The sequence below is a fragment of the Pseudodesulfovibrio sp. genome (assembly GCF_028692895.1).
Classification (GTDB): domain Bacteria; phylum Desulfobacterota; class Desulfovibrionia; order Desulfovibrionales; family Desulfovibrionaceae; genus Pseudodesulfovibrio.
Genome location: NZ_JAQUWN010000069.1, coordinates 1 through 17,561, shown reverse-complemented (window position 1 = coordinate 17,561; position 17,561 = coordinate 1). Strand labels below are relative to the sequence as shown.

The 17,561-nt window shown below is 62.4% G+C and carries 19 protein-coding genes, 1 tRNA gene and 1 other RNA gene; 9 read left to right on the top strand and 12 right to left on the bottom strand.

Going from position 1 to position 17,561, the window contains the following annotated elements; translation table 11 throughout:
* Nucleotides 1–370: phosphoglycerate kinase (gene pgk / locus PHP91_RS14280; RefSeq protein WP_300142061.1), on the bottom strand; the 370-nt coding region annotated here is incomplete at its 3' end.
* Nucleotides 371–395: 25 nt separating this feature from the next.
* On the bottom strand, nucleotides 396–842 hold the full coding sequence (rimI, locus tag PHP91_RS14275; RefSeq protein ID WP_300142059.1) for a ribosomal protein S18-alanine N-acetyltransferase: 447 nt from the start codon (nucleotides 840–842) through the stop codon (nucleotides 396–398).
* A gap of 152 nt (nucleotides 843–994) precedes the next feature.
* On the opposite strand from rimI, the gene PHP91_RS14270 reads away from it, so the two are divergent.
* Entirely contained in the window at nucleotides 995–1,477 is a 483-nt protein-coding gene (locus tag PHP91_RS14270) for an NUDIX domain-containing protein (RefSeq protein WP_300142056.1), read from the top strand.
* On the opposite strand, the gene PHP91_RS14265 is transcribed toward PHP91_RS14270, so the two are convergent.
* Both PHP91_RS14265 and PHP91_RS14260 read right to left on the bottom strand, forming a co-directional pair.
* Nucleotides 1,474–2,265: an inositol monophosphatase family protein gene (locus PHP91_RS14265; protein ID WP_300142054.1), complete on the bottom strand. Its 792-nt coding sequence runs from the start codon at nucleotides 2,263–2,265 to the stop codon at nucleotides 1,474–1,476. The two genes, PHP91_RS14270 and PHP91_RS14265, sit on opposite strands and share 4 nt — an antisense overlap.
* Nucleotides 2,266–2,328: 63 nt before the next feature.
* Nucleotides 2,329–2,532, bottom strand: coding sequence for a DUF6485 family protein (locus PHP91_RS14260; RefSeq protein ID WP_300142052.1), 204 nt, complete (start codon nucleotides 2,530–2,532; stop codon nucleotides 2,329–2,331).
* Between the two features lie 341 nt (nucleotides 2,533–2,873).
* On the opposite strand from PHP91_RS14260, the gene PHP91_RS14255 reads away from it, so the two are divergent.
* The gene (locus PHP91_RS14255; protein WP_300142050.1) at nucleotides 2,874–4,556 is read left to right on the top strand and encodes a hypothetical protein; all 1,683 of its coding nucleotides are present in this window, start codon (nucleotides 2,874–2,876) and stop codon (nucleotides 4,554–4,556) included.
* A 23-nt stretch (nucleotides 4,557–4,579) separates the two neighbouring features.
* Nucleotides 4,580–5,665: a glycine cleavage system aminomethyltransferase GcvT gene (gene gcvT, locus PHP91_RS14250; RefSeq protein WP_300142048.1), complete on the top strand. Its 1,086-nt coding sequence runs from the start codon at nucleotides 4,580–4,582 to the stop codon at nucleotides 5,663–5,665.
* Between the two features lie 118 nt (nucleotides 5,666–5,783).
* Here the strand turns inward: gcvT and PHP91_RS14245 are convergent, their stop codons facing one another.
* Nucleotides 5,784–6,434 (bottom strand): lysophospholipid acyltransferase family protein, encoded by a 651-nt coding sequence (locus tag PHP91_RS14245; protein ID WP_300142046.1) that lies wholly within the window; start codon nucleotides 6,432–6,434, stop codon nucleotides 5,784–5,786.
* A 162-nt stretch (nucleotides 6,435–6,596) separates the two neighbouring features.
* Between PHP91_RS14245 and yedF the strand changes: the two genes are divergently transcribed.
* Both yedF and PHP91_RS14235 read left to right on the top strand, forming a co-directional pair.
* Nucleotides 6,597–7,214: a sulfurtransferase-like selenium metabolism protein YedF gene (gene yedF / locus PHP91_RS14240; RefSeq protein WP_300142044.1), complete on the top strand. Its 618-nt coding sequence runs from the start codon at nucleotides 6,597–6,599 to the stop codon at nucleotides 7,212–7,214.
* A 38-nt stretch (nucleotides 7,215–7,252) separates the two neighbouring features.
* Nucleotides 7,253–8,005, top strand: a complete 753-nt coding sequence (locus tag PHP91_RS14235; protein ID WP_300142042.1) for a pseudouridine synthase — start codon at nucleotides 7,253–7,255, stop codon at nucleotides 8,003–8,005.
* Here PHP91_RS14235 and PHP91_RS14230 read toward each other — a convergent pair.
* The 4 genes from PHP91_RS14230 to PHP91_RS14215 all read right to left on the bottom strand — a co-directional run bounded on the left by PHP91_RS14230 (nucleotide 8,002) and on the right by PHP91_RS14215 (nucleotide 12,097).
* A complete protein-coding gene (locus PHP91_RS14230; protein WP_300142040.1) occupies nucleotides 8,002–8,700 on the bottom strand; it encodes an outer membrane lipoprotein carrier protein LolA in 699 nt (232 codons plus the stop codon). The genes PHP91_RS14235 and PHP91_RS14230 overlap by 4 nt on opposite strands.
* Nucleotides 8,701–8,711: 11 nt before the next feature.
* Nucleotides 8,712–10,964, bottom strand: coding sequence for a DNA translocase FtsK (locus tag PHP91_RS14225; protein ID WP_300142037.1), 2,253 nt, complete (start codon nucleotides 10,962–10,964; stop codon nucleotides 8,712–8,714).
* An 84-nt stretch (nucleotides 10,965–11,048) separates the two neighbouring features.
* The gene (efp, locus tag PHP91_RS14220; RefSeq protein ID WP_300142034.1) at nucleotides 11,049–11,606 is read right to left on the bottom strand and encodes an elongation factor P; all 558 of its coding nucleotides are present in this window, start codon (nucleotides 11,604–11,606) and stop codon (nucleotides 11,049–11,051) included.
* Between the two features lie 32 nt (nucleotides 11,607–11,638).
* Nucleotides 11,639–12,097, bottom strand: a complete 459-nt coding sequence (locus PHP91_RS14215) for a type II 3-dehydroquinate dehydratase (RefSeq protein WP_300142031.1) — start codon at nucleotides 12,095–12,097, stop codon at nucleotides 11,639–11,641.
* 110 nt (nucleotides 12,098–12,207) lie between these two features.
* Between PHP91_RS14215 and yihA the strand changes: the two genes are divergently transcribed.
* Entirely contained in the window at nucleotides 12,208–12,792 is a 585-nt protein-coding gene (yihA, locus tag PHP91_RS14210; protein WP_300142028.1) for a ribosome biogenesis GTP-binding protein YihA/YsxC, read from the top strand.
* Nucleotides 12,793–12,796: 4 nt separating this feature from the next.
* Here the strand turns inward: yihA and PHP91_RS14205 are convergent, their stop codons facing one another.
* Genes PHP91_RS14205 through PHP91_RS14195 form a run of 3 tightly spaced genes read right to left on the bottom strand, consistent with a single transcriptional unit; the run spans nucleotide 12,797 to nucleotide 15,295 of the window.
* Entirely contained in the window at nucleotides 12,797–13,939 is a 1,143-nt protein-coding gene (locus tag PHP91_RS14205) for an LptF/LptG family permease (protein WP_300142025.1), read from the bottom strand.
* Nucleotides 13,936–15,102, bottom strand: coding sequence for an LPS export ABC transporter permease LptF (lptF, locus tag PHP91_RS14200; protein WP_300142022.1), 1,167 nt, complete (start codon nucleotides 15,100–15,102; stop codon nucleotides 13,936–13,938). The genes PHP91_RS14205 and lptF overlap by 4 nt, the downstream gene beginning before the upstream one ends.
* Nucleotides 15,103–15,112: 10 nt before the next feature.
* The gene (locus tag PHP91_RS14195) at nucleotides 15,113–15,295 is read right to left on the bottom strand and encodes a hypothetical protein (protein WP_300142019.1); all 183 of its coding nucleotides are present in this window, start codon (nucleotides 15,293–15,295) and stop codon (nucleotides 15,113–15,115) included.
* A 124-nt stretch (nucleotides 15,296–15,419) separates the two neighbouring features.
* Here PHP91_RS14195 and PHP91_RS14190 point away from each other — a divergent pair, with 124 nt between their 5' ends.
* The 3 genes from PHP91_RS14190 (at nucleotide 15,420) to ssrA (ending at nucleotide 17,345) form a co-directional block, all read left to right on the top strand.
* Complete coding sequence (locus PHP91_RS14190) at nucleotides 15,420–16,211, top strand: undecaprenyl-diphosphate phosphatase (RefSeq protein ID WP_300142017.1); 792 nt, start codon at nucleotides 15,420–15,422, stop codon at nucleotides 16,209–16,211.
* Nucleotides 16,212–16,300: 89 nt separating this feature from the next.
* Nucleotides 16,301–16,377, top strand: a tRNA-Met gene (locus PHP91_RS14185).
* Nucleotides 16,378–16,959: 582 nt separating this feature from the next.
* Nucleotides 16,960–17,345, top strand: a transfer-messenger RNA (tmRNA) gene (gene ssrA, locus PHP91_RS14180).
* Nucleotides 17,346–17,561: the final 216 nt, after the last annotated feature.

Below are 17,561 nucleotides of genomic sequence, written 5' to 3'. Positions count from 1 at the left end.
TGCCTATCTCCTCGGGATAAAAGCGCAAATTTTCCAGCATGAGAACCTGGCCAGGCCGAAGGGCCGCCGCCATGCGCAACGTCTCCTCGCCCACGCAGTCCGGGGCCAGAGGCACGTCCATTCCGATCAGTTCGGCCGTGCGCCGGGCCACCGGGGCCAGGGAAAGCTCCGGCACGACCTTGCCCTTGGGCTTGCCCAAGTGAGCACAAAGGATGAGCGCGACCCCGTGATCCAGGGCGTAACGGATGGTCGGCAGGGCCGCCTTGATCCGGTTGTCGTCGGTGATGATGCCGTCTTCGATGGGAACGTTGAAGTCCACACGAAGCAGCAACTTCTTTCCCTCAATGTCGATTTCGTCGATACACTTCATAATAAGTAGCTCCCCCAGCACCGCCTCAGGCGAAATCATGCCTGAAAAGCAGCGCGTCCTCTTTGGTGTCCGGATAATACCTTTTTCTTTTTCCTATTTGGAAGTAGCCGAATTTCTTATATAAATGCAACGCAGGGTCGTTGGACTCCTTGACGTCGAGAAAACTTCTGACCACTCCCCTCATCTTACATATATCAAAGGCGCATTTCAACAAAGCCGTGCCGATCCCCTGCCGCCTGTTGACGGGGGCCACCGCAAGGTTCAGGATCTCCATCTCGTCCGCGATGACGGAAAAGGCGATGTAGCCCGCCAGCGCGTCGCCGTCCCGGACGCCGAGCACCACGTAAGCGCCGTCCTTGAGCCCTAGCTGGAATTGCTCGCGGGTCCAGTGGTAGGCGAAGCACGTCTTCTCCAGCTCGATGACGTCGTCGATGCTCGACTCGTCCAACCGGACCACCTCGCGCTCCATCATCCCCGCCTCCCGATCCGCCCCGGAACACTGGCGTTGTCCGGGGTTTGCGTATATAGGTATGAACGACTCATAACAACGTTCCGCAACGAGCCGACATGATATTCAACAAAAAAACAAACACGCCGCCGACGGACCGGCGACGGCTGGAAGTGGTGGATGACCGAAACCGCCCCCTGGCCGTGCTGCCCAAGGACCTGATCCACCGCCAACTGTTGCGCCACAGGTCGGTACAAGTCCTTGTCTTCAATCCGGAAAAAAAAATCTACCTGCAACGGCGGCACCCCCAGAAGCAGTTCTTCCCCGGCCGGTGGGACGTCTCGGCCCGGACCCACCTGGGCGTGGGCGAGGCCACCTTCGACGCGGCCCTGCGCGCCCTGCGCGAGGAGCTTCAGCTCGACGCGGACCACCCGCAGCTAACCCGGACGCTGCCCGCCTGCCCGGAGACGGGCTTCGAGCAGGTCTCCATCTTCGTGGTCAGCCGGAACACCCAGCCCATCGTTCCCAATGCGGACGAGGTCAGCGAGGGGTATTACTTCACCCGCGAGGAGCTGACCTGCCTGATCAAGGAGTTCAAGGAGCTGCTCACCCCCAACCTGGTCACCCTGTGGGAAGCCGGGCTGCTGGTCGAGAACTAGGCTTGGCCGAGCAGCCCGCTCAGCCGCTCATGCAACCGGCCGTTGGTGGCCAGGATGGTCCCCGACCCGAAGCCGTACGGTTTTTCCGCCTCGTATTCGCTCACCCTTCCCCCGGCTTCCGTTATCAGAAGGATGCCGGCCGCCGTGTCCCAGGGATGGAGCGCGCTTTCGTAGAATCCGTCATACCGCCCGCAGGCCACGTAGGCCAGGTCCAGGGCCGCCGCGCCGGGACGGCGAATGCCCTGCGCCAGGGGCAGCAGCGTCTTGAAATGGCGAAGAATCGTATCCAGGTGCTCCTCGATGGCGTAGGGGAAACCCGTGGCCAGCAGGGCGTCATCCAGATTCTCAACCGCCGAGACGGTCACCGGTCTGCCGTTGAGGCGGGTCCCCTGCCCCCGGGCTGCGCAGAACAGCTCGCCCAGCAGCGGCAGGTTGACCGCGCCGAGCACGACCCGGTCCCGATGCCACAACCCAACGGAATTGGCAACAAAAGGCAGGCCGTGGGCGAAATTCGTGGTCCCGTCCAGCGGGTCGATGATCCAGGTCAGCTCCCCGGGCTCGGTGCCGCTGGCCGATTCCTCGGCCAGGAAGTCGGCCTCGGGCAGCAGCCGGTGCAACTGCTCCTTCAGGAGCTCCTCCACGGCCACGTCGGTTTCCGTGACCAGGTCGATGCGCCCCTTGTGCGTGATGTTCCTGCGCCGGGCGGAATGCTCGACAACCAGGTCCCCCGCCTTGCGCACCGCGGCCTCCAGGCCGGGAAGAAGTCCGGTCAACGTCTCGTCATGCATGGCAAACTCCAAAAAAAGGGGCGGATTCTCCCGCCCCTGTTACGTACTTTCCCCATCCGGCCGCTAGGAACGGCGCTGGATGAAAAACTCGATGGACCGATTGAAGGTCTTCTCCTCCTCGGCCGTGAAAAAACAGGCGGGCAACTCGCCCCGCTGCCGATGATAATGAAGGCATTCACAGCAGATACCGTGCTTGTCGCAATTGTACGTGCAGGTACAGTACTGCTCGTTGATCTTGGCCCTGGGGCACTGGTCCTTCTTTTTCATGACGGTCCACCTCGTAGCCGCATATAAAATCGTTGATGGAGAGTGAAGACAGATGGGACAGTAGACAAAGTTCACCATTATGTCAATTATTCGAGCCCATTATTTCAATGCGGGCATAACGGCTTCGCCAGGGACGCCGGAACGGGGGGGGGACGGAAGGACGCCGGGCAAATCATCACGGCAATATCATTGATATCTTGCCCAGATGTGGATAATATGAGCCAGATAGGGAATCAGCGCCGCCCTAAGGCGCAATCATCACATGATCACGGACTGGGACGATGTGGGAAAAAGCCTTTTGCGACCTGCCCGAACAGGGTGAAATATCCAGGGAAACCTGCATGAAGCCGGAGATGAGGACTCTGGAGGATCTCAAACGGTATCTTGATCTCGTCCACATCAAGTATTGCCTGCTCAAGCCCTATTTCGAGGTCGAGGACTATCCTCTGGTCGGCGCGCGCGAGCTGCTGCCCTCCTTCGAGGTCGACCTTTACGAGTACAAGAACCTCCCCGGCTTCAGCATGGTCGCCTTCGAGCGGCCGCTCAACTCGTTCCAGGAAGTATTCCAGTACGACGCCCTGAACGCCCCCGGCGAGTGGGAAACCCTGAACGAGGACCTGAGTTGCGCCATCGAGGAAAACGCGACGGCCACCAACGTCCGCACCTTCCAGAGCCGCCTGCCCAAGCGGCGCCACACCGATTTTCTCAAGGATTTCGACGCGAAGAACATCTCCGCGATGGAAAACTACGCTGAACTGCTCCCCTACCTGCTCGAGCTGGAGCGCGCCCACATCCTGGCCCACGACGGCGCGGGCGCTTTCGCCCTCCAGGGCATCTACGCCTCACTGCCCTCCAACCTGGACAGCGAACTCAAGCAATTCGGGCTCAAGATCGGCAAGTTCCGGCCGGGCAACAACCTGATGTACGAGTGCAACCGGCTGTTCGTCTACCAGTTCATGATGGAGCTGTACGGCTTCCCCATCGTCTCGGAGCGGCGGACCTCCTCGGCCATGTTCGCCATCCGCCTGCTGCGCCGGGGCGAGCGGTTCATCGTCCGCGTGCTGGGCCAGAGCGACCGGACCATCACCACCCTGATGTCCCCGCCCGAGGACGCCCCGAGGCGGCTCAAGAAGTATCCGAGGGTGGAGAAGATGGCCCTGGTCCAGGTCAACGAAAACCAGTTGGACACCATTGAATTTCTCAAGGATCACGGATTCTTCGTGGACCTGGACAAGCTGGTGGTCATCCTGCGCGTCACCTACCAGCAGCACGAGTACAGCCCCAAGAACGTCCGGGAGGACCGCGCCCTGTCCGTGCTCCGACAGGAGGTCATCCACCCGCTCACCGGCCGCGTCCTGGACAACCTGAACATCATCCAGAACGTCCACAACATGATCCTGCGCCTCAACGACATCGTGCGCGGCGAATACCGTATTCCGGTCAACTACAAGCGCACCGAGATCATCACGGACACAGCCACCCACGAGAACCGCCTCAAGGCGCTCTACATGTGGCTTTCCAAGCACATGCACCGCATCGTGGACTACTCCGACGAATACTACTCCCAGGTGGTTCGCGTCCTGGACGGCTACCTGCTCTCCCCGGACAACTACGAGGTGTTCAACGAGCACTATGAACTGCACAAGGAGGTCTGGTCTCGCTACGGCCAGATCCAGCAGGCGCGCAAGGTCCGCATCCTGGAGGACCTGCGCTACCGCAAGTACAAGGGTGAGCCCATCTCCTACCTGCGCATGTTGGAGCTCATGACCGAGATCCTGGGCGAGCTCAAGTTCGAGATCGTCAACTATTTCGACAAGCTGGTCGTGAAAGTCCTGATCATCGGCAACGATGTGTCCTCGGACCCGTACCTGCGTCGCAAGTACGTGGACGTAAACAAGGACACCCTGTCGCCCTACGGACTGGAGATTCGCAAGCTCTACCACCGGCTGGTTACCCTGCTTGAGGAATTCCGCTCCATCCGGAAGTCCCGCATGTCCGGCAGCTCCGCGCCGGGCGCAAACTGACAACACTCCACAAGGAGGAGACTTTGGAATCGCTCGCCATAACCCCGCTCACCGGTTGGCACCGGGAACACGGCGCCAAGATGGCCCCCTTCGCCGGATTCGACATGCCGGTGCAGTACCAGGGCATCATCGCGGAACACAAGCACACCCGGACCAAGTGCGGCATCTTCGACATCTGCCACATGGGTGAGTTCACCCTCTCCGGGGCCGGCGCCAAGGACGCGCTGAACAAGGTCGTCAGCCACGACCTGAACACCCTGGGACCCGGCAAGTGCCGCTACGGCTTCCTGCTCAACGCGGCCGGCGGCATCAACGACGACCTCATCGTCTACTGCCTGGCCGAGGACGAGTACATGCTCGTGGTCAACGGCGCGTGCCGCGCAGGCGACTTCGCCCACATCAAAGCCAACCTGCCGGATTCCCTGGCCTTCACCGACGTCAGCGACGAGACCGGCAAGATCGACGTCCAGGGCCCCGAGAGCCTGGCCGTGATCGAGTCCCTGCTGGGCGGGAGCTGGAACCACGTCAAATATTTCAATTTCGAGTCCACAGACGCCCTCGGCTATCCCATGATCGTCAGCCGCACCGGCTACACCGGCGAGCTCGGCTACGAGCTCTACCTCCCGGCCGACAAGGCCCTGGAGGTCTGGGAAAAGCTGGCGGCCGACGAGCGCGTGGTCCCGGTGGGGCTCGGCGCGCGCGACACCCTGCGCCTGGAGATCGGCTACCCCCTCTACGGCCAGGACCTGGACACCGAGCACACCCCGGTGGAGGCCGGTGCGGGCTTCTTTCTGAAAAAGGAGTCCGGCTACATCGGCAAGTCCGGCCTGGGCACGGTCCGCAAGTCCCTGGTGGCCCTGACCATCGACGGACGGCGCACCGCCCGCCACTACGACAAGGTCCTGCTCCCCTCGGGCAAGGAGACCGGCATGGTCACCAGCGGCTCCTTCGCCCCCAGCCTGGGCCATTGCATCGCCCTGGCCTACGTGGACGCGGCGGACGCGGAAGGCGACACCTTCCTCATCCGCACGGCCCGCGCCGACCTGGAGGCCAAGAAGGTGGCCCTGCCCTTCTACAAGGAAGGCACCGCCCGGATGAAGCTCGACTAGTCCGAATGAAGCTCGGCTAGCCCGGACGAAAAAACGAAATGAAGAGGGACGCCCCGGTTGGCGTCCCTCTTTTTTTTAACCATTCAATGTTAAAAGGGAAAATTTCGAATTCTGGCCATCAGCCCTTCGGTCCAAGGGCGAGCATTCGCTCCTCCAGCCGGGCGCGCTCAGCAGCCATGACCTCCGCGTCGAGCTTGTCCCCGGTCACGGACATGGGCTCGCCGAGGTAGATTTGGCAGCGAGTGAAGGGCCAGGGCAGGACGAAGCGGTCCCAGGACTTCTCGAACACTTTGCACCGCTGCGGAAAGGCGCGCAGGGGAACTATTCGCGCCCCGGCCCGCTGGGCCAGGAAGATCACGCCGTCCTTGGCCCGGTGGCGCGGGCCCTTGGGGCCGTCGATGGTGAACACGGCCCGCCGGTTCTCCTTTTCCATGACCCGCTTGGCCTGAAGCAGCGCCTTGACCCCGCCGCGCGTGCTCGATCCCCGCACCGTGACGTGCCCGAGGCGCTCGATGACTCTGGCTATGAACTCGCCGTCCTTGCTCTGGCTGACAAAGGTCACCAGCCGGGCGGTGATGGTGTGGCCGAAGGCCGTGGCCGGGAACAGCTCGCCATGCCACAGCGCCAGCACCAGCGGCTCCCGGCCGGAGCGGACGGCTTCGAGAACGCCGGCCTCGTCGTGCAGCTCGTAGCGCAGGGAGCGGGCCCAGCCCTTGAAGAGCGCGGCCACGAGCGGGACCAGTTTGACGGGATCAAAGGATATTTTCATACGATCATCTTTTCATAGCGGCACTTTCCCGCCAGGGCAAGCCCCCGCGCGCACGGCGTTGATCGAGAAAAGCTATGGCTTGCAGGCGACCCGGTCTATGCCGTATGGTTCCCGACGGATACGCATCCAGTATCAATACGCATCATTTCAAGGAGAACGTCCATGTCCGAAATCCGTCTCGAATGCCAGGGCCTGCCCTGCCCCCAGCCCGTGCTGCAGTGCAAGAACGCCATCGAAAAGGACGCCCCGGCCCGGCTCGTGGTCCTGGTGGACAACGGCGCGGCCAAGGAAAACGTGTCGCGCTTCCTGACCATGCAGGGCTACGCCTGCACCGTGGAGGGCGACGGTCCGGAGTACGTCATCACCGGCGTGCGCGAGGGCGAAGGGGCGGCGGACTGCGGCTGCAAGATCATGACCGGGACGGAGCTGACAGACGCGGGCCGCCAGAAGATCCTGGTCTTCCTGGGCGCCAACGTGGTGGGCGCGGGCGACGACGTGCTGGGTGGCAAGCTCATGCTCAACTTTCTGATTACATTGAAGGAAATGGGCGAAGACCTCTGGCGCATCGTCATGCTCAACGGCGGCGTCAAGCTGAGCGTGGAGGGACAGCCCTGCCTGGAACCCCTGCGCGAGCTGGAGAAGGCGGGCGTGTCCATCCTGGTCTGCGGGACCTGTCTTGAGTTTTTCGGCCTTTCAGGGCAAAACGGCGTGGGCGAAGTGACCAACATGCTCGATATCGTGACCAGCTTCCAATTGGCGAGCAAGGTCGTCCGAGTTTAACCGTCGGGAGGGCTCCCCTCCCCTAGAGAGGCCCCTCCTTGAGCGATAGCGAACTGATCCGGCTGAATAAATTCCTGGCCCAGAGCGGGATAGCCTCCCGCCGGGGGGCCGATGAGATGGTCTTTGCGGGCCGGGTGGCCATAAACGGCGTCACGGCCGACTCCCCCGGCGCAAAGGTGGACCCAGGGCGCGACAAGGTCGCCGTGGACGGCAAGCCAGTGGCCCTGCCCGGCGCGTCCGGCGCGGTCACCCTGATGCTGCACAAGCCCATAGAGACCGTGACCACGGCCAAAGACCCGCAGGGCCGCCGGACCGTTCTCGACCTGCTGCCGAAAGACATCCGGGAAATGCGCCCGTTCCCCGTGGGGCGGCTGGACTTCTATTCCGAGGGGCTGCTCCTGCTGACCACCGACGGAGACCTCTGCCACCGTCTGACCCATCCCAAATGGCACCTGCCCAAGGTCTATGAGGTGACCATCCGCGGCGGCGTGCCCCGCCAGGCCATCGAGACAATGCGCACGGGCATGACCCTTGCGGACGGCACCCGGCTCGCCTCGGCCAAAATCGTCGCCCAAAAGCCCGTGGCCGGAGCGCAGGTGCTGGAAATCACGCTGATTCAGGGGGTGAACCGCCAGATCCGCCGCATGTGCCAGGAACTGGGCCTGACCATCCTCAGGCTGTTCCGCGTGCGCCAGGGCCCGCTCAAGCTGGGCGGGCTGAAGAACGGTCAGTGGCGCGAACTGACGCCCGACGAGCTGTCGGCCCTGCGGGGCGCGGTCGGCCTCGACTAGAATCCCTGGGTATTGTCCTCGACGTGGGTGTCGGCGGGCGGGGTGAACTCGAACATGGATTGCGGCAGGTCCGGGTCCAGCTCGACGTTGGAGAGGCGCACCTCGTTGCCGTTGCCGTAGAAATCCACGATCATCACCTGGCGCAGCAGACCGGTCTTCGGGTCCACTCCGATGTAGGCCAGGACCATGCCGGGCTCGGCCTCCTTGGGCACCAACTGGATGACCACGCACCCCTTGCCCCACTTGGCCCGGACCTCGTCGGCCCCCTGCCACTCCGTCTTGACGATGAAATCTTCCTTGAGATTCGCCCGGCCGGAGATGAAGCGGATGATGGTCTTGGAATCGAGCAGCCCGGCCACGCTGTACTTGATGGCCAGCTTCTCGTCCTCGATGTAGTCCCACGCATGATCCGGCCCCAGGACCAGGAGCTCCTTTTCCGGGTCCGTGGTCTCCCAGCGCACCTGGGAGGGCTGCTTGAACCAGATTCGGCCCTTGCGCACCTCCACGTCGCCGCTGGACACGTTGGTCAATTCCTGCACGAAATCCGCACGAAAGGTGCGCAAAGTTTCGTACCGCCGCTGGATGAGGTCGGGCAGGTCCTCGGGCGCTGGACTCCGCACGTCCTGGGCGAAAGCGGTGGCGGCGACGAGGCAAAGGGCCGTGAGCAGGGTCCAGAATCCGATGCGACGAAACATACGTTCTCCAATTATTCCGGCTTGATGACTTGTCTTGGTTTGCTGCCGTCCTGGGGGCCGAGCAGGCCGTCCGATTCCATCTGCTCGATATAGCGGGCCGCGCGGTTGAAGCCGATGCGGAACCGGCGCTGCAGAAGCGAGATGGACGCCTTGCCTTGGCTGAGCACGAACTGTACCGCTTCGTCATAGACCGAGTCGTCCGAGGGCGGCAACATGCCTGAACCGTCGTCGGCCCCGGCCACGTCCTTCTTCCAGTCCGTGAAGTCGAGCTCGAACTCCTGGGGCTGGTGCTCCTTCCAGAACTCCACCACCCGCGCGATCTCGGTCTCGTCCACGTACGCGCCGTGCATGCGCTTGAGCTTGCCGCCGCTGGGCTTGAAGAGCATGTCGCCCTTGCCGAGCAGCCGCTCCGCGCCCACGGAGTCGAGGATGGTGCGCGAGTCGAACTTGGAGGTGACGAAAAAGGAGATGCGGGTCGGGAAGTTGGCCTTGATGAGGCCGGTGACCACGTCCACGCTGGGCCGCTGGGTGGCCAGGATCATGTGGATGCCCGCCGCGCGGGCGAGCTGGGCCAGGCGGACGATGCACTGCTCCACTTCCTTGGCCCCGGTCATCATCAGGTCGGCCAGCTCGTCGATGATGATGACCAGGTACGGCATGGGCTTCATGTACTCGAACTCCTCGGGGAGGTCGTCGCCCAGCTTTTCCAGCTTCTCGTTGTATCCCTCGATGTTGCGCACGCCGAGCTTGGCCATCTTCTGGTAGCGGCAGTCCATCTCGAAGACCGCCCAGTCCAGGGCGTTCTTGGCCAGGCTCATCTCGGTGACCACGGGGTGGACCAGGTGCGGCAGCGAGGCGTAGGGGGCGAGCTCGATGCGCTTGGGGTCCACCAGCAGGAGCTTTACCTTGTCCGGCCCGGCCTTGTAGAGCAGGCTGAGCAAAAAGCCGTTGATGCCGACGGACTTGCCCGCGCCGGTGGCTCCGGCCACGAGCAGGTGTGGCATCTTGGCCAGGTTGGCCACCCGGCACGCGCCCTGGATGTCCTTGCCCAGGGCCAAGGTCAGCGGCGAGGAGCTGCTCGTGAATTCCTTGGATTCCAGCACCTCGCGCAGGAAAACCGTCTCCCGTTCGATGTTGGGAATCTCGATGCCCACGCTGTCCTTGCCCGGAATGGGGGCCTCGATGCGCACGGACTCGGCCCTGAGCGCCAGGGCGATGTCGTCGGTCAGGTTCTCGATGCGGCTGACCTTGATGCCCGGCGCGGGCTTGAACTCGAACATGGTGACCACAGGGCCGGGCACCACGCGCTGAATCTCTCCCTGAACGTTGAAATCGTTCAGGCATTCCTTGAGGCGGTCTGCCAGGGGCTGGAGCACGGCGGCGGTCTGCGAGGAAAGCTGCGGTGGCGGAGGCGTGAGCAGGTCCGTGCCCGGCAGCTCCCTGCCGTCACCCGATGGCTGGGGCGCGGGGGCCGAAGCCGGGGCCGGGGCCGGGGCCTTGGGCTTGGCGGGTTTCGGCTTGATGGGCCGGGGCTTGGGACGCACAGGTTCGGCGTCGTCCTCCAGGTCGATGAACTGGATGTCCAGCGGCCCCTCTTCCTCCGGCTCCTCGCCCTGCTCCAGGGCCCGCTGGGCCCGCCGCTCTTCCCGGCGCGCCAGGCGCAGGGCGCGCGCCTCGGCCACGGACTCGCGCAGGACCGCCAGCCGGACCAGGATGCGCTCCCACAGAGAGCGCCAACTGAACCCGGCCACGAGCTGGAAGGAGATGATGGTCACGAAGGCCCAGAGCAGGAACGATCCGGCCGGGCGCAGGTACGGCAAGGTGTAGCGGGAGATGATGTCCCGCCCAAGGTAGCCGCCGCCGAGGAGGCCGTAGCTGTCCGGCGGAACGGAGAAGAACCAGGGATGCTGGCTCCAGGCCTCGAAGGCGAGGTACAGGCCGATGAGCCCGGCCCAGCGCCCCTTGGAGAGCTTGATTCGGGTGAAGAAGCGGGACAGGCCGAGATAGAGGAAGTAAAACGGCCAGACCATGGCCCCGAGGCCGAAGCACTCCACCAGCAGCCCGGCGAAATACGCGCCCGCCAGGCCGACCATGTTGTGCACCTTCCAGCCGCTGACCGACTGGTTGAAGCTCGGGTCGTTGGGGTGGAAGGAAAAGAGGCTCAGGAAGAGAAAAACCCCGAAAAAGAGGTAGAAGAGTCCCGCGAACTCCTTCCCCCGTCCTTTCCTGACGGGCGTTCTCGTCGTCGCCTGCTGTCGGGCCATGATGCTTCCTCAAGAAAAAAAGGTCGTGGGCAGCCAGCCGCCCACGACCTTTTTACGCAATTTTGCTGGCAAGTTGCAAGTCGTCTATTCGCGGCCGAGATATTCGCCGCTCCGGGTGTCGACCTTGATGACGTCACCCTCGTTGATGAACAGGGGCACGTTGACCTGCAGGCCGGTCTCCATGGTGGCGGGCTTGGTGGCGTTGCTGACGCGGTCGCCCTGGACGCCGGGGTCGGTCTGGGCCACCTTCAGGATGACGTTGGCGGGCAGGTCCACGCCGATCAGCTCGCCGTTGTAAAGCAGCACCTTGGCGGTGTCGCCCTCCTTGATGAAGCCGCCGGCCGGGCCGACGTTCTCCCCGGCCACATGCATCTGCTCGTAGGTCTCCAGGTCCATGAAGACGAAATCCGTCCCTTCCTTGTATATGAACTGCATCTCGGTGACGGCCATGTCCGGCTTTTCGACCTTTTCGCCGGACCGGAAGGTCTTGTCGAGGACCTGGCCGGTCTTCATCTGCCTCAGCTTGGTGCGGACCATGGCTCCGCCCTTGCCGGGCTTGAAATGCTGGAACTCTATGATTTCAAACGGTTTTCCGTCGATTTCGATCTTCAGGCCGGTCCTGAAATCCTTGGTCGAGATCATACCTTCTCCAAAAAAATTGTTATAGGTGACTGTTATCCACGCAAACGCGCATGCAACGCCTGGACAGCAAGGGCATAGCTCATAACGCCAAATCCGGCAATCACGCCGATGCACCGCTCGCCCATGAGGGATTTCTGGCGCAGTGGCTGGTCGGTCCGGGCCCAGATGTTGCTGATGTGCACTTCCACGCAGGGAACGCCGATCCAGGCCAGGCAGTCGGCCAGGGCCAAGCTGGTGTGGGTGTAGGCCCCGGCGTTGAATACCACGCCGTCCACTCCCTCCTCCCGCGCCCGCTCCAGCCGGTCGATGAGCCCGCCCTCGGAGTTGGACTGGAAATGGGCCAGGGCCACGTCGTCGGCCGCGCCACCCATGATCCGGGCGAGCATGCCCGGCAGGTCGTCCATGGTCAGCGAACCGTAAATCTCGGGCTGGCGCTTGCCGATGTGCCCCAGGTTCGGGCCGTTGAGGATCAGGATGTTGCATTTTCCCATGGTGGCTCCCTTGATCTTGGCTGATTTGCGACCCGCCCTTGACGGAACGGGTGCAATCAGGCGAGATTGTCGATTCCCGATCACGCCAAACCCCAGCGGGGACGTTCCCGATGAACCGATCCATTGAGTTAATCAAAACAATATACGAAATCAAGCAGCTTGAACCGACCGACGTGCCGCAGATCGCCCTGGCCGGGCGCTCCAACGTCGGAAAGTCCTCCCTGATCAACCGGTTGGCGGGCCGCCGCGAGCTGGCCAAGACCAGCTCCAAGCCCGGCAAGACGCGCAGCCTCAACTACTACCGCGTCCAGCCCGACGGCTATTTCCTGGTGGACCTGCCCGGCTACGGCTACGCCAAATGCTCCAAGGCCGAGCGGGACAAGTGGGCCAAGCTCATCGAGGTCTACATCAAGGACAACGCCCTGCTCCGGGGCGTGGCCGTGCTCCTGGACTCCCGCCTGACGCCCCAGAAGCTGGACCTGGAGCTCACCGCCTACCTCCGGCGGCTCGGCATTCCCGTCATCCCTGTGCTGACCAAGTCGGACAAGACCAAGCAGCGCGACCGCGCTCAGGTGCAGCAGCAGTGGAAGGACATCCTGCAACTGGACCGCTCGCCCATCTGCTTTTCCGCCAAGACGGGCATGGGCGAGGCCAAGCTCTGGGAAATCCTGACGGAATACGCGACCGGGGAATGACGGCCTAGGGCCGCACCGACCGCAATCCGCCGATCCAGTCCCGGATGGTGGCCTGGAACCCCGGCATGGCCACCCAGGCCAGCCGGAGCGCTCCCGCCCCGCCCATGACGCAGTTGCCCAGCCAGGCCGCCATCACCGGCGGCAGGACGCCCTTCTCCCCGGCCGTGGCGCCCACCACGTGCATGCCGTACTGGACAAAGATCAGCACCAGCGACAGGCCGATGTTGGCGTAGACGTTCTCCGAAAAGGTGACCAGGCACAGGGCCAGCAGGGCCATGACCGCGATGGAGAAGGCGTAGGACAGCTTGCTGTGCCAGACCGTCCGCAGGATTTCCACGTTGGACCCGGACTCCTCCAGCTTGTCGATGACCCTGGAGAGCTCGGTGAGCGGCAGGTCGGCCTTGTCGCCCTGGAGCTCCACGGCGGCGTAGGCCTTGAGGTTCTGGCGCACGGAAAGGAACTGGGACGTCCGGTCCCTTGAAATGAAGGTGCGCGTGTCCAACTCGTGGACTTCGAGCAGCCCCCAACCGTTGTCGTCGATGAGCGCCTTTTTGGCCGTCAGGATACGAATGAGCTCCTGGCTGTCCGTGGCGAACTCGTAGACCGTCACGCCCGTGGCCCGGCTTTGGGCCGGAAAGGCCTCCGCGGCCCGGACGATGAACGGCCCGTCGCGAAACCACAGGTTCTTGATGGTCTGCTCGTCCAGTTGCTTCTTGCGGACATCCTCCTTCCAGATGCGGTTGGCCTCGTATTCGCCGAACACGCCCAGGAACTGGGAGAAAACTAGCTGCCCGCAACTCCAGACCAGGGCGTAGATCAGGAAGAAGCGGATGAACCAGGCAAAGGACACGCCTCCGGCCCGCAGGGCCAGCATCTCCTTGCTCCGGGTCAGGATGCCGAGCTGGACCACCATGGCCAGCAGGAAGATGGCGGGCAGGAGCTGCGAGACGATGAGCGGAATCTTGACGAAGAAATAAAACAGGATCGTCTGCGCGCCCAGCCCGGCCCGGATGAAATCGTCCAGCCGGTCGAAGACGTCGGAGAGCAGGTAGAGGCTGGTGCCCGCCGCCAGGCACACCGCCATCAGGAAGAGGTTCTGCCGGATGAGGTACCGGCTGAGCACGCCGAGTCCGGGGATGCGGATCATGCCTCGGCCTCCAGGCGGCTCTTGAGGTGCACGATCCAGTCGATGATCGGCAGGGTCCGCTCCTCGTTGGCGTACTTGATGCCGAACACGGCCACGAACACATAGAGCAGGTTGGGCGCCCACAGGCCGTATTGCGGCGCGATGGTGCCGTTCTCCCCCATGCTCACGCCGATGGAGAACATGCTGTAGTAGACCAGAAACAGCCCCATGGAGAGCAACAGGCCATACTGCTGCTTCAGGCCGCGGAAGACGTAGGCGATGGGGATGGCGAACATGCCGAGGATGACGCAGCCCAGCGGCAGGGTCAGCCGCTTGAAGTACTCGGTGTCCACCTTGCGCAGGAAACGGTCCGACTGCTCCGGGGACAGAGACGGGTCGTGGCGGATGGCGCTCAAGCGCGCGAAGGTCATGTCCTTGGCCTTGTCCTCGGAAAGATTGAAGCTTCCCAGCAGCTTGCCCAGATCCAGGCGGACCGTGTATGAACCGAAGCTGAGCACGTTCAGTTCGTCGCCGCTCTGGCGAAATATCTTGCCCCGGTCAAAGGTGATGCGCACCTCCGAGGTCTCGGGCTTGGAGACGATGTGCGCCTCCGGGGCGACAACGACCACGGACGTGCCCTTGATGGACTCGTCGCGGACAAAGGCGAACTTGAGCAGCCCCTTGTCGTTGTCCACCTGGTGGGCATAGAAGGTGATGCCGGGAAACTCCTTGTTGAACACGCCGGGCTGGAGGGCGAACTTGGAATGGGTCCGGGCGAACTGGTAGAGCCGGGTCTTGAACATGTCCATGCCCCAGGCCAGCCCGTAGAAGGAAACAAAGAACGTGAACAGCATGCACAGGGCGCAGAAGGTGGCCGGTGCCGGAAGCATGCGGTAGAGGCTGACCCCGTTGGCCTTGAGGGCGGTCAGCTCGTTGTCGGTGCTCATGCGCAGGAAGGTCAGGAACACGCTTAGCATGGTGGCGATGGGCGTGATGAGCAGCAGAAAGAACGGCGTCAGGAAAAAGAATAGTTGGAGAATATTGAAGAAACCGATGTTCTGGGAAAGGAAAAGGCTGCGCAGTTGCAGCATCCGGCCGATGAGGATGAGCCCGAGCAGGCAGGCGACAACCAGCCCGAAGAGCTTCAGCAGCTCCTTGAATATCTGACGATGAAGAATCTTCACGACAGGCGGACTATTCCTGTTTGTCCTTGTAGAACCGCAGCAGGAACTCCACATCCTTGGGCCCGAGATTGAAACGCGCGCCCGCTTCCTCCAGCAGCGCGCTCAGCGGCCGCCGGTCCCCTTCCTCGCGCCTTTCGCATATCCAGGCCACCGCCTTTCGGGTCAATTCGCTCTGCGGCATTATGGTCGCCATGCATCCCTCCCTGATCGTTGTGGAACACAACCGAAATACACCACCTTCCAAGGGGTTGCAAGGAGCGGCTACTTGGGCTAGGCCCTTGGGAAATCCTGCCCGGCACAACAACAGCGAGGGAAGCATGGCATCCTGGTACGTGGCGATCATCCTCGGCATCGTCGAGGGTCTCACCGAATTTCTCCCGGTTTCGAGCACCGGGCATCTCATCATTACCGGCCACCTGCTCGGTTTCACCGGGCCCAAGGCCGACACCTTCGAGATCGTCATCCAGCTCGGCGCCATCCTGGCCGTGGTCGCCCTGTACTGGCGGCGCTTCCTGGGCCTGATCCTCCCGGCCCCCGGCCAGCGATTTTCGGGCGTCTACGGCCTGTGGCTGCTCTTCCTGACCTCCCTGCCCGCCTCCCTGCTCGGGCTGACGATCCACCATTACATCAAGGAATACCTGTTCGGCCCGACCACTGTGGCCTGGGCCCTGGCCGTGGGCGCGGTCATGATCTTCGTGGTGGAGGGCATGCCCAAGCGCAACAAGACCGTTTCCCTGGACGAGATCACCCCGGCCCAGGCCCTGGGCGTGGGGCTGTTCCAGTGCCTGGCCCTGTGGCCCGGCTTCTCCCGGTCGGCGGCCACCATCATGGGCGGCATGATCCTGGGCGTGAAGCGCACCGTGGCGGCCGAGTATTCGTTCATCGCGGCCGTGCCCATCATGTTCGCGGCAACCGGATACGATTTCCTCAAGAGTTACCAATTGTTCGAGAGCAACGACTTGCTCTTCCTCGCCCTCGGCTTCGGGGTCTCGTTCATTTCCGCCTGGATGGCTGTCAAAGGATTCATCATCCTGCTCGGACGGTTGACCCTGCGCCCCTTCGCGGTTTACCGGCTGGCCCTGGCCCCGATCATTCTCTTGTTTTTGTAGATGATTACAAAAATCGGCTTGTTCGGCTTTTTCCGCTTGCCAAGGCCGGAAAGACAGTCTATGTACTGTTTCCGCTTCGGCGATGAAGTGGCGAGGTAGCTCAGTTGGTCAGAGCATGCGGCTCATATCCGCAGAGTCGGAGGTTCAAGTCCTCTCCTCGCTACCAAGACCAAAACGAAACCCGCAACATCCTCAGGATGCTGCGGGTTTCTTTTTTCCCCACGGGGCCCGCATCGGTATTTTCCCAGGGCCGCCCCCGTCCCCGCACGCAAAAAAACGCAAGGAATGCCGGACAAACTGGGCAAAGGCCCGAACACTCGCTATCGCAACGCAGAGAGAATGGCCACAGCCAAAGCCGCAGCGATGAGCAGCAACCCCATGCACCGTTAACATACCGCGAAAACAGACATCCCCTTCAATGTACCCGGCCCTCGAATCCGGGGCCGGTTAGACGAACGGTGCACCGAAGCCGAGCAGACCGAAGCCATCGACCAGACGCACCGCTCCTGGCGCGTGTCAACGGGCGCCCCCTGCGCCGCATCCCGTTCCAGCTCGGGTTCCAGATCAGACTTCGACACATTCTTGTCCGCCAGGGATCTTGATCCTTTGCTTTAACTGTTTCTCAACCAATTGAATTATAGCATAAAAATGAATCCGCTCAGAGTCTCTCGGCAACAGGAAAAGACACGACAAAAAGAGTTGCCAACCGGCCCCGCGTACATATATTAGAGGCACGGTTCTTTGAAATGGGGGCGCACTGGTTTCGACGGGGATAGTTGAAGCCGAAGTCGCAGGCCGAGGTTGGTCGATGGCCTCGTTAAAAATCGACCGAAAGATAATTGCCAACGACAATTACGAATACGCAATGGCTGCCTAGTGCAGAGTTGCACCTTGACGGCATAGCCCGTCACGATTCTCCCGCCGACGCCTTATAAGCGGACAGGATCGTCAAAACATAGGGCTGGCAGCGCACGTCCGTTCTTCGCATGCGCTGTAAGAAATTCAGAAGGACTAGCATGGCGGCCGTTTGGCCCGGAGCAATCCGCCATTGCGAACCTTTATTCCGGACCTAAGCCTGTAGAAGCTTTCGCGGATCGTTCTCGGACGGGGGTTCGACTCCCCCCGCCTCCACCATTTCCTTCCAACCATCGGGCGGGTCTTTCGCCCATGCCTGAAGGCTGCGATTACAGCCATCCGAAATCAATCCTCTTTTTCATCACACCTTTTTTTAGCCATATCACTTGCCTTTGCACCTTTTCATGCCGTCCTTTGTCCTGTAGGAAATTCGATGGATGGAAAAAATCAACGGTGCCCTTTCGTCTGAAAGACACTGGGGGCGGATCGCCTCGA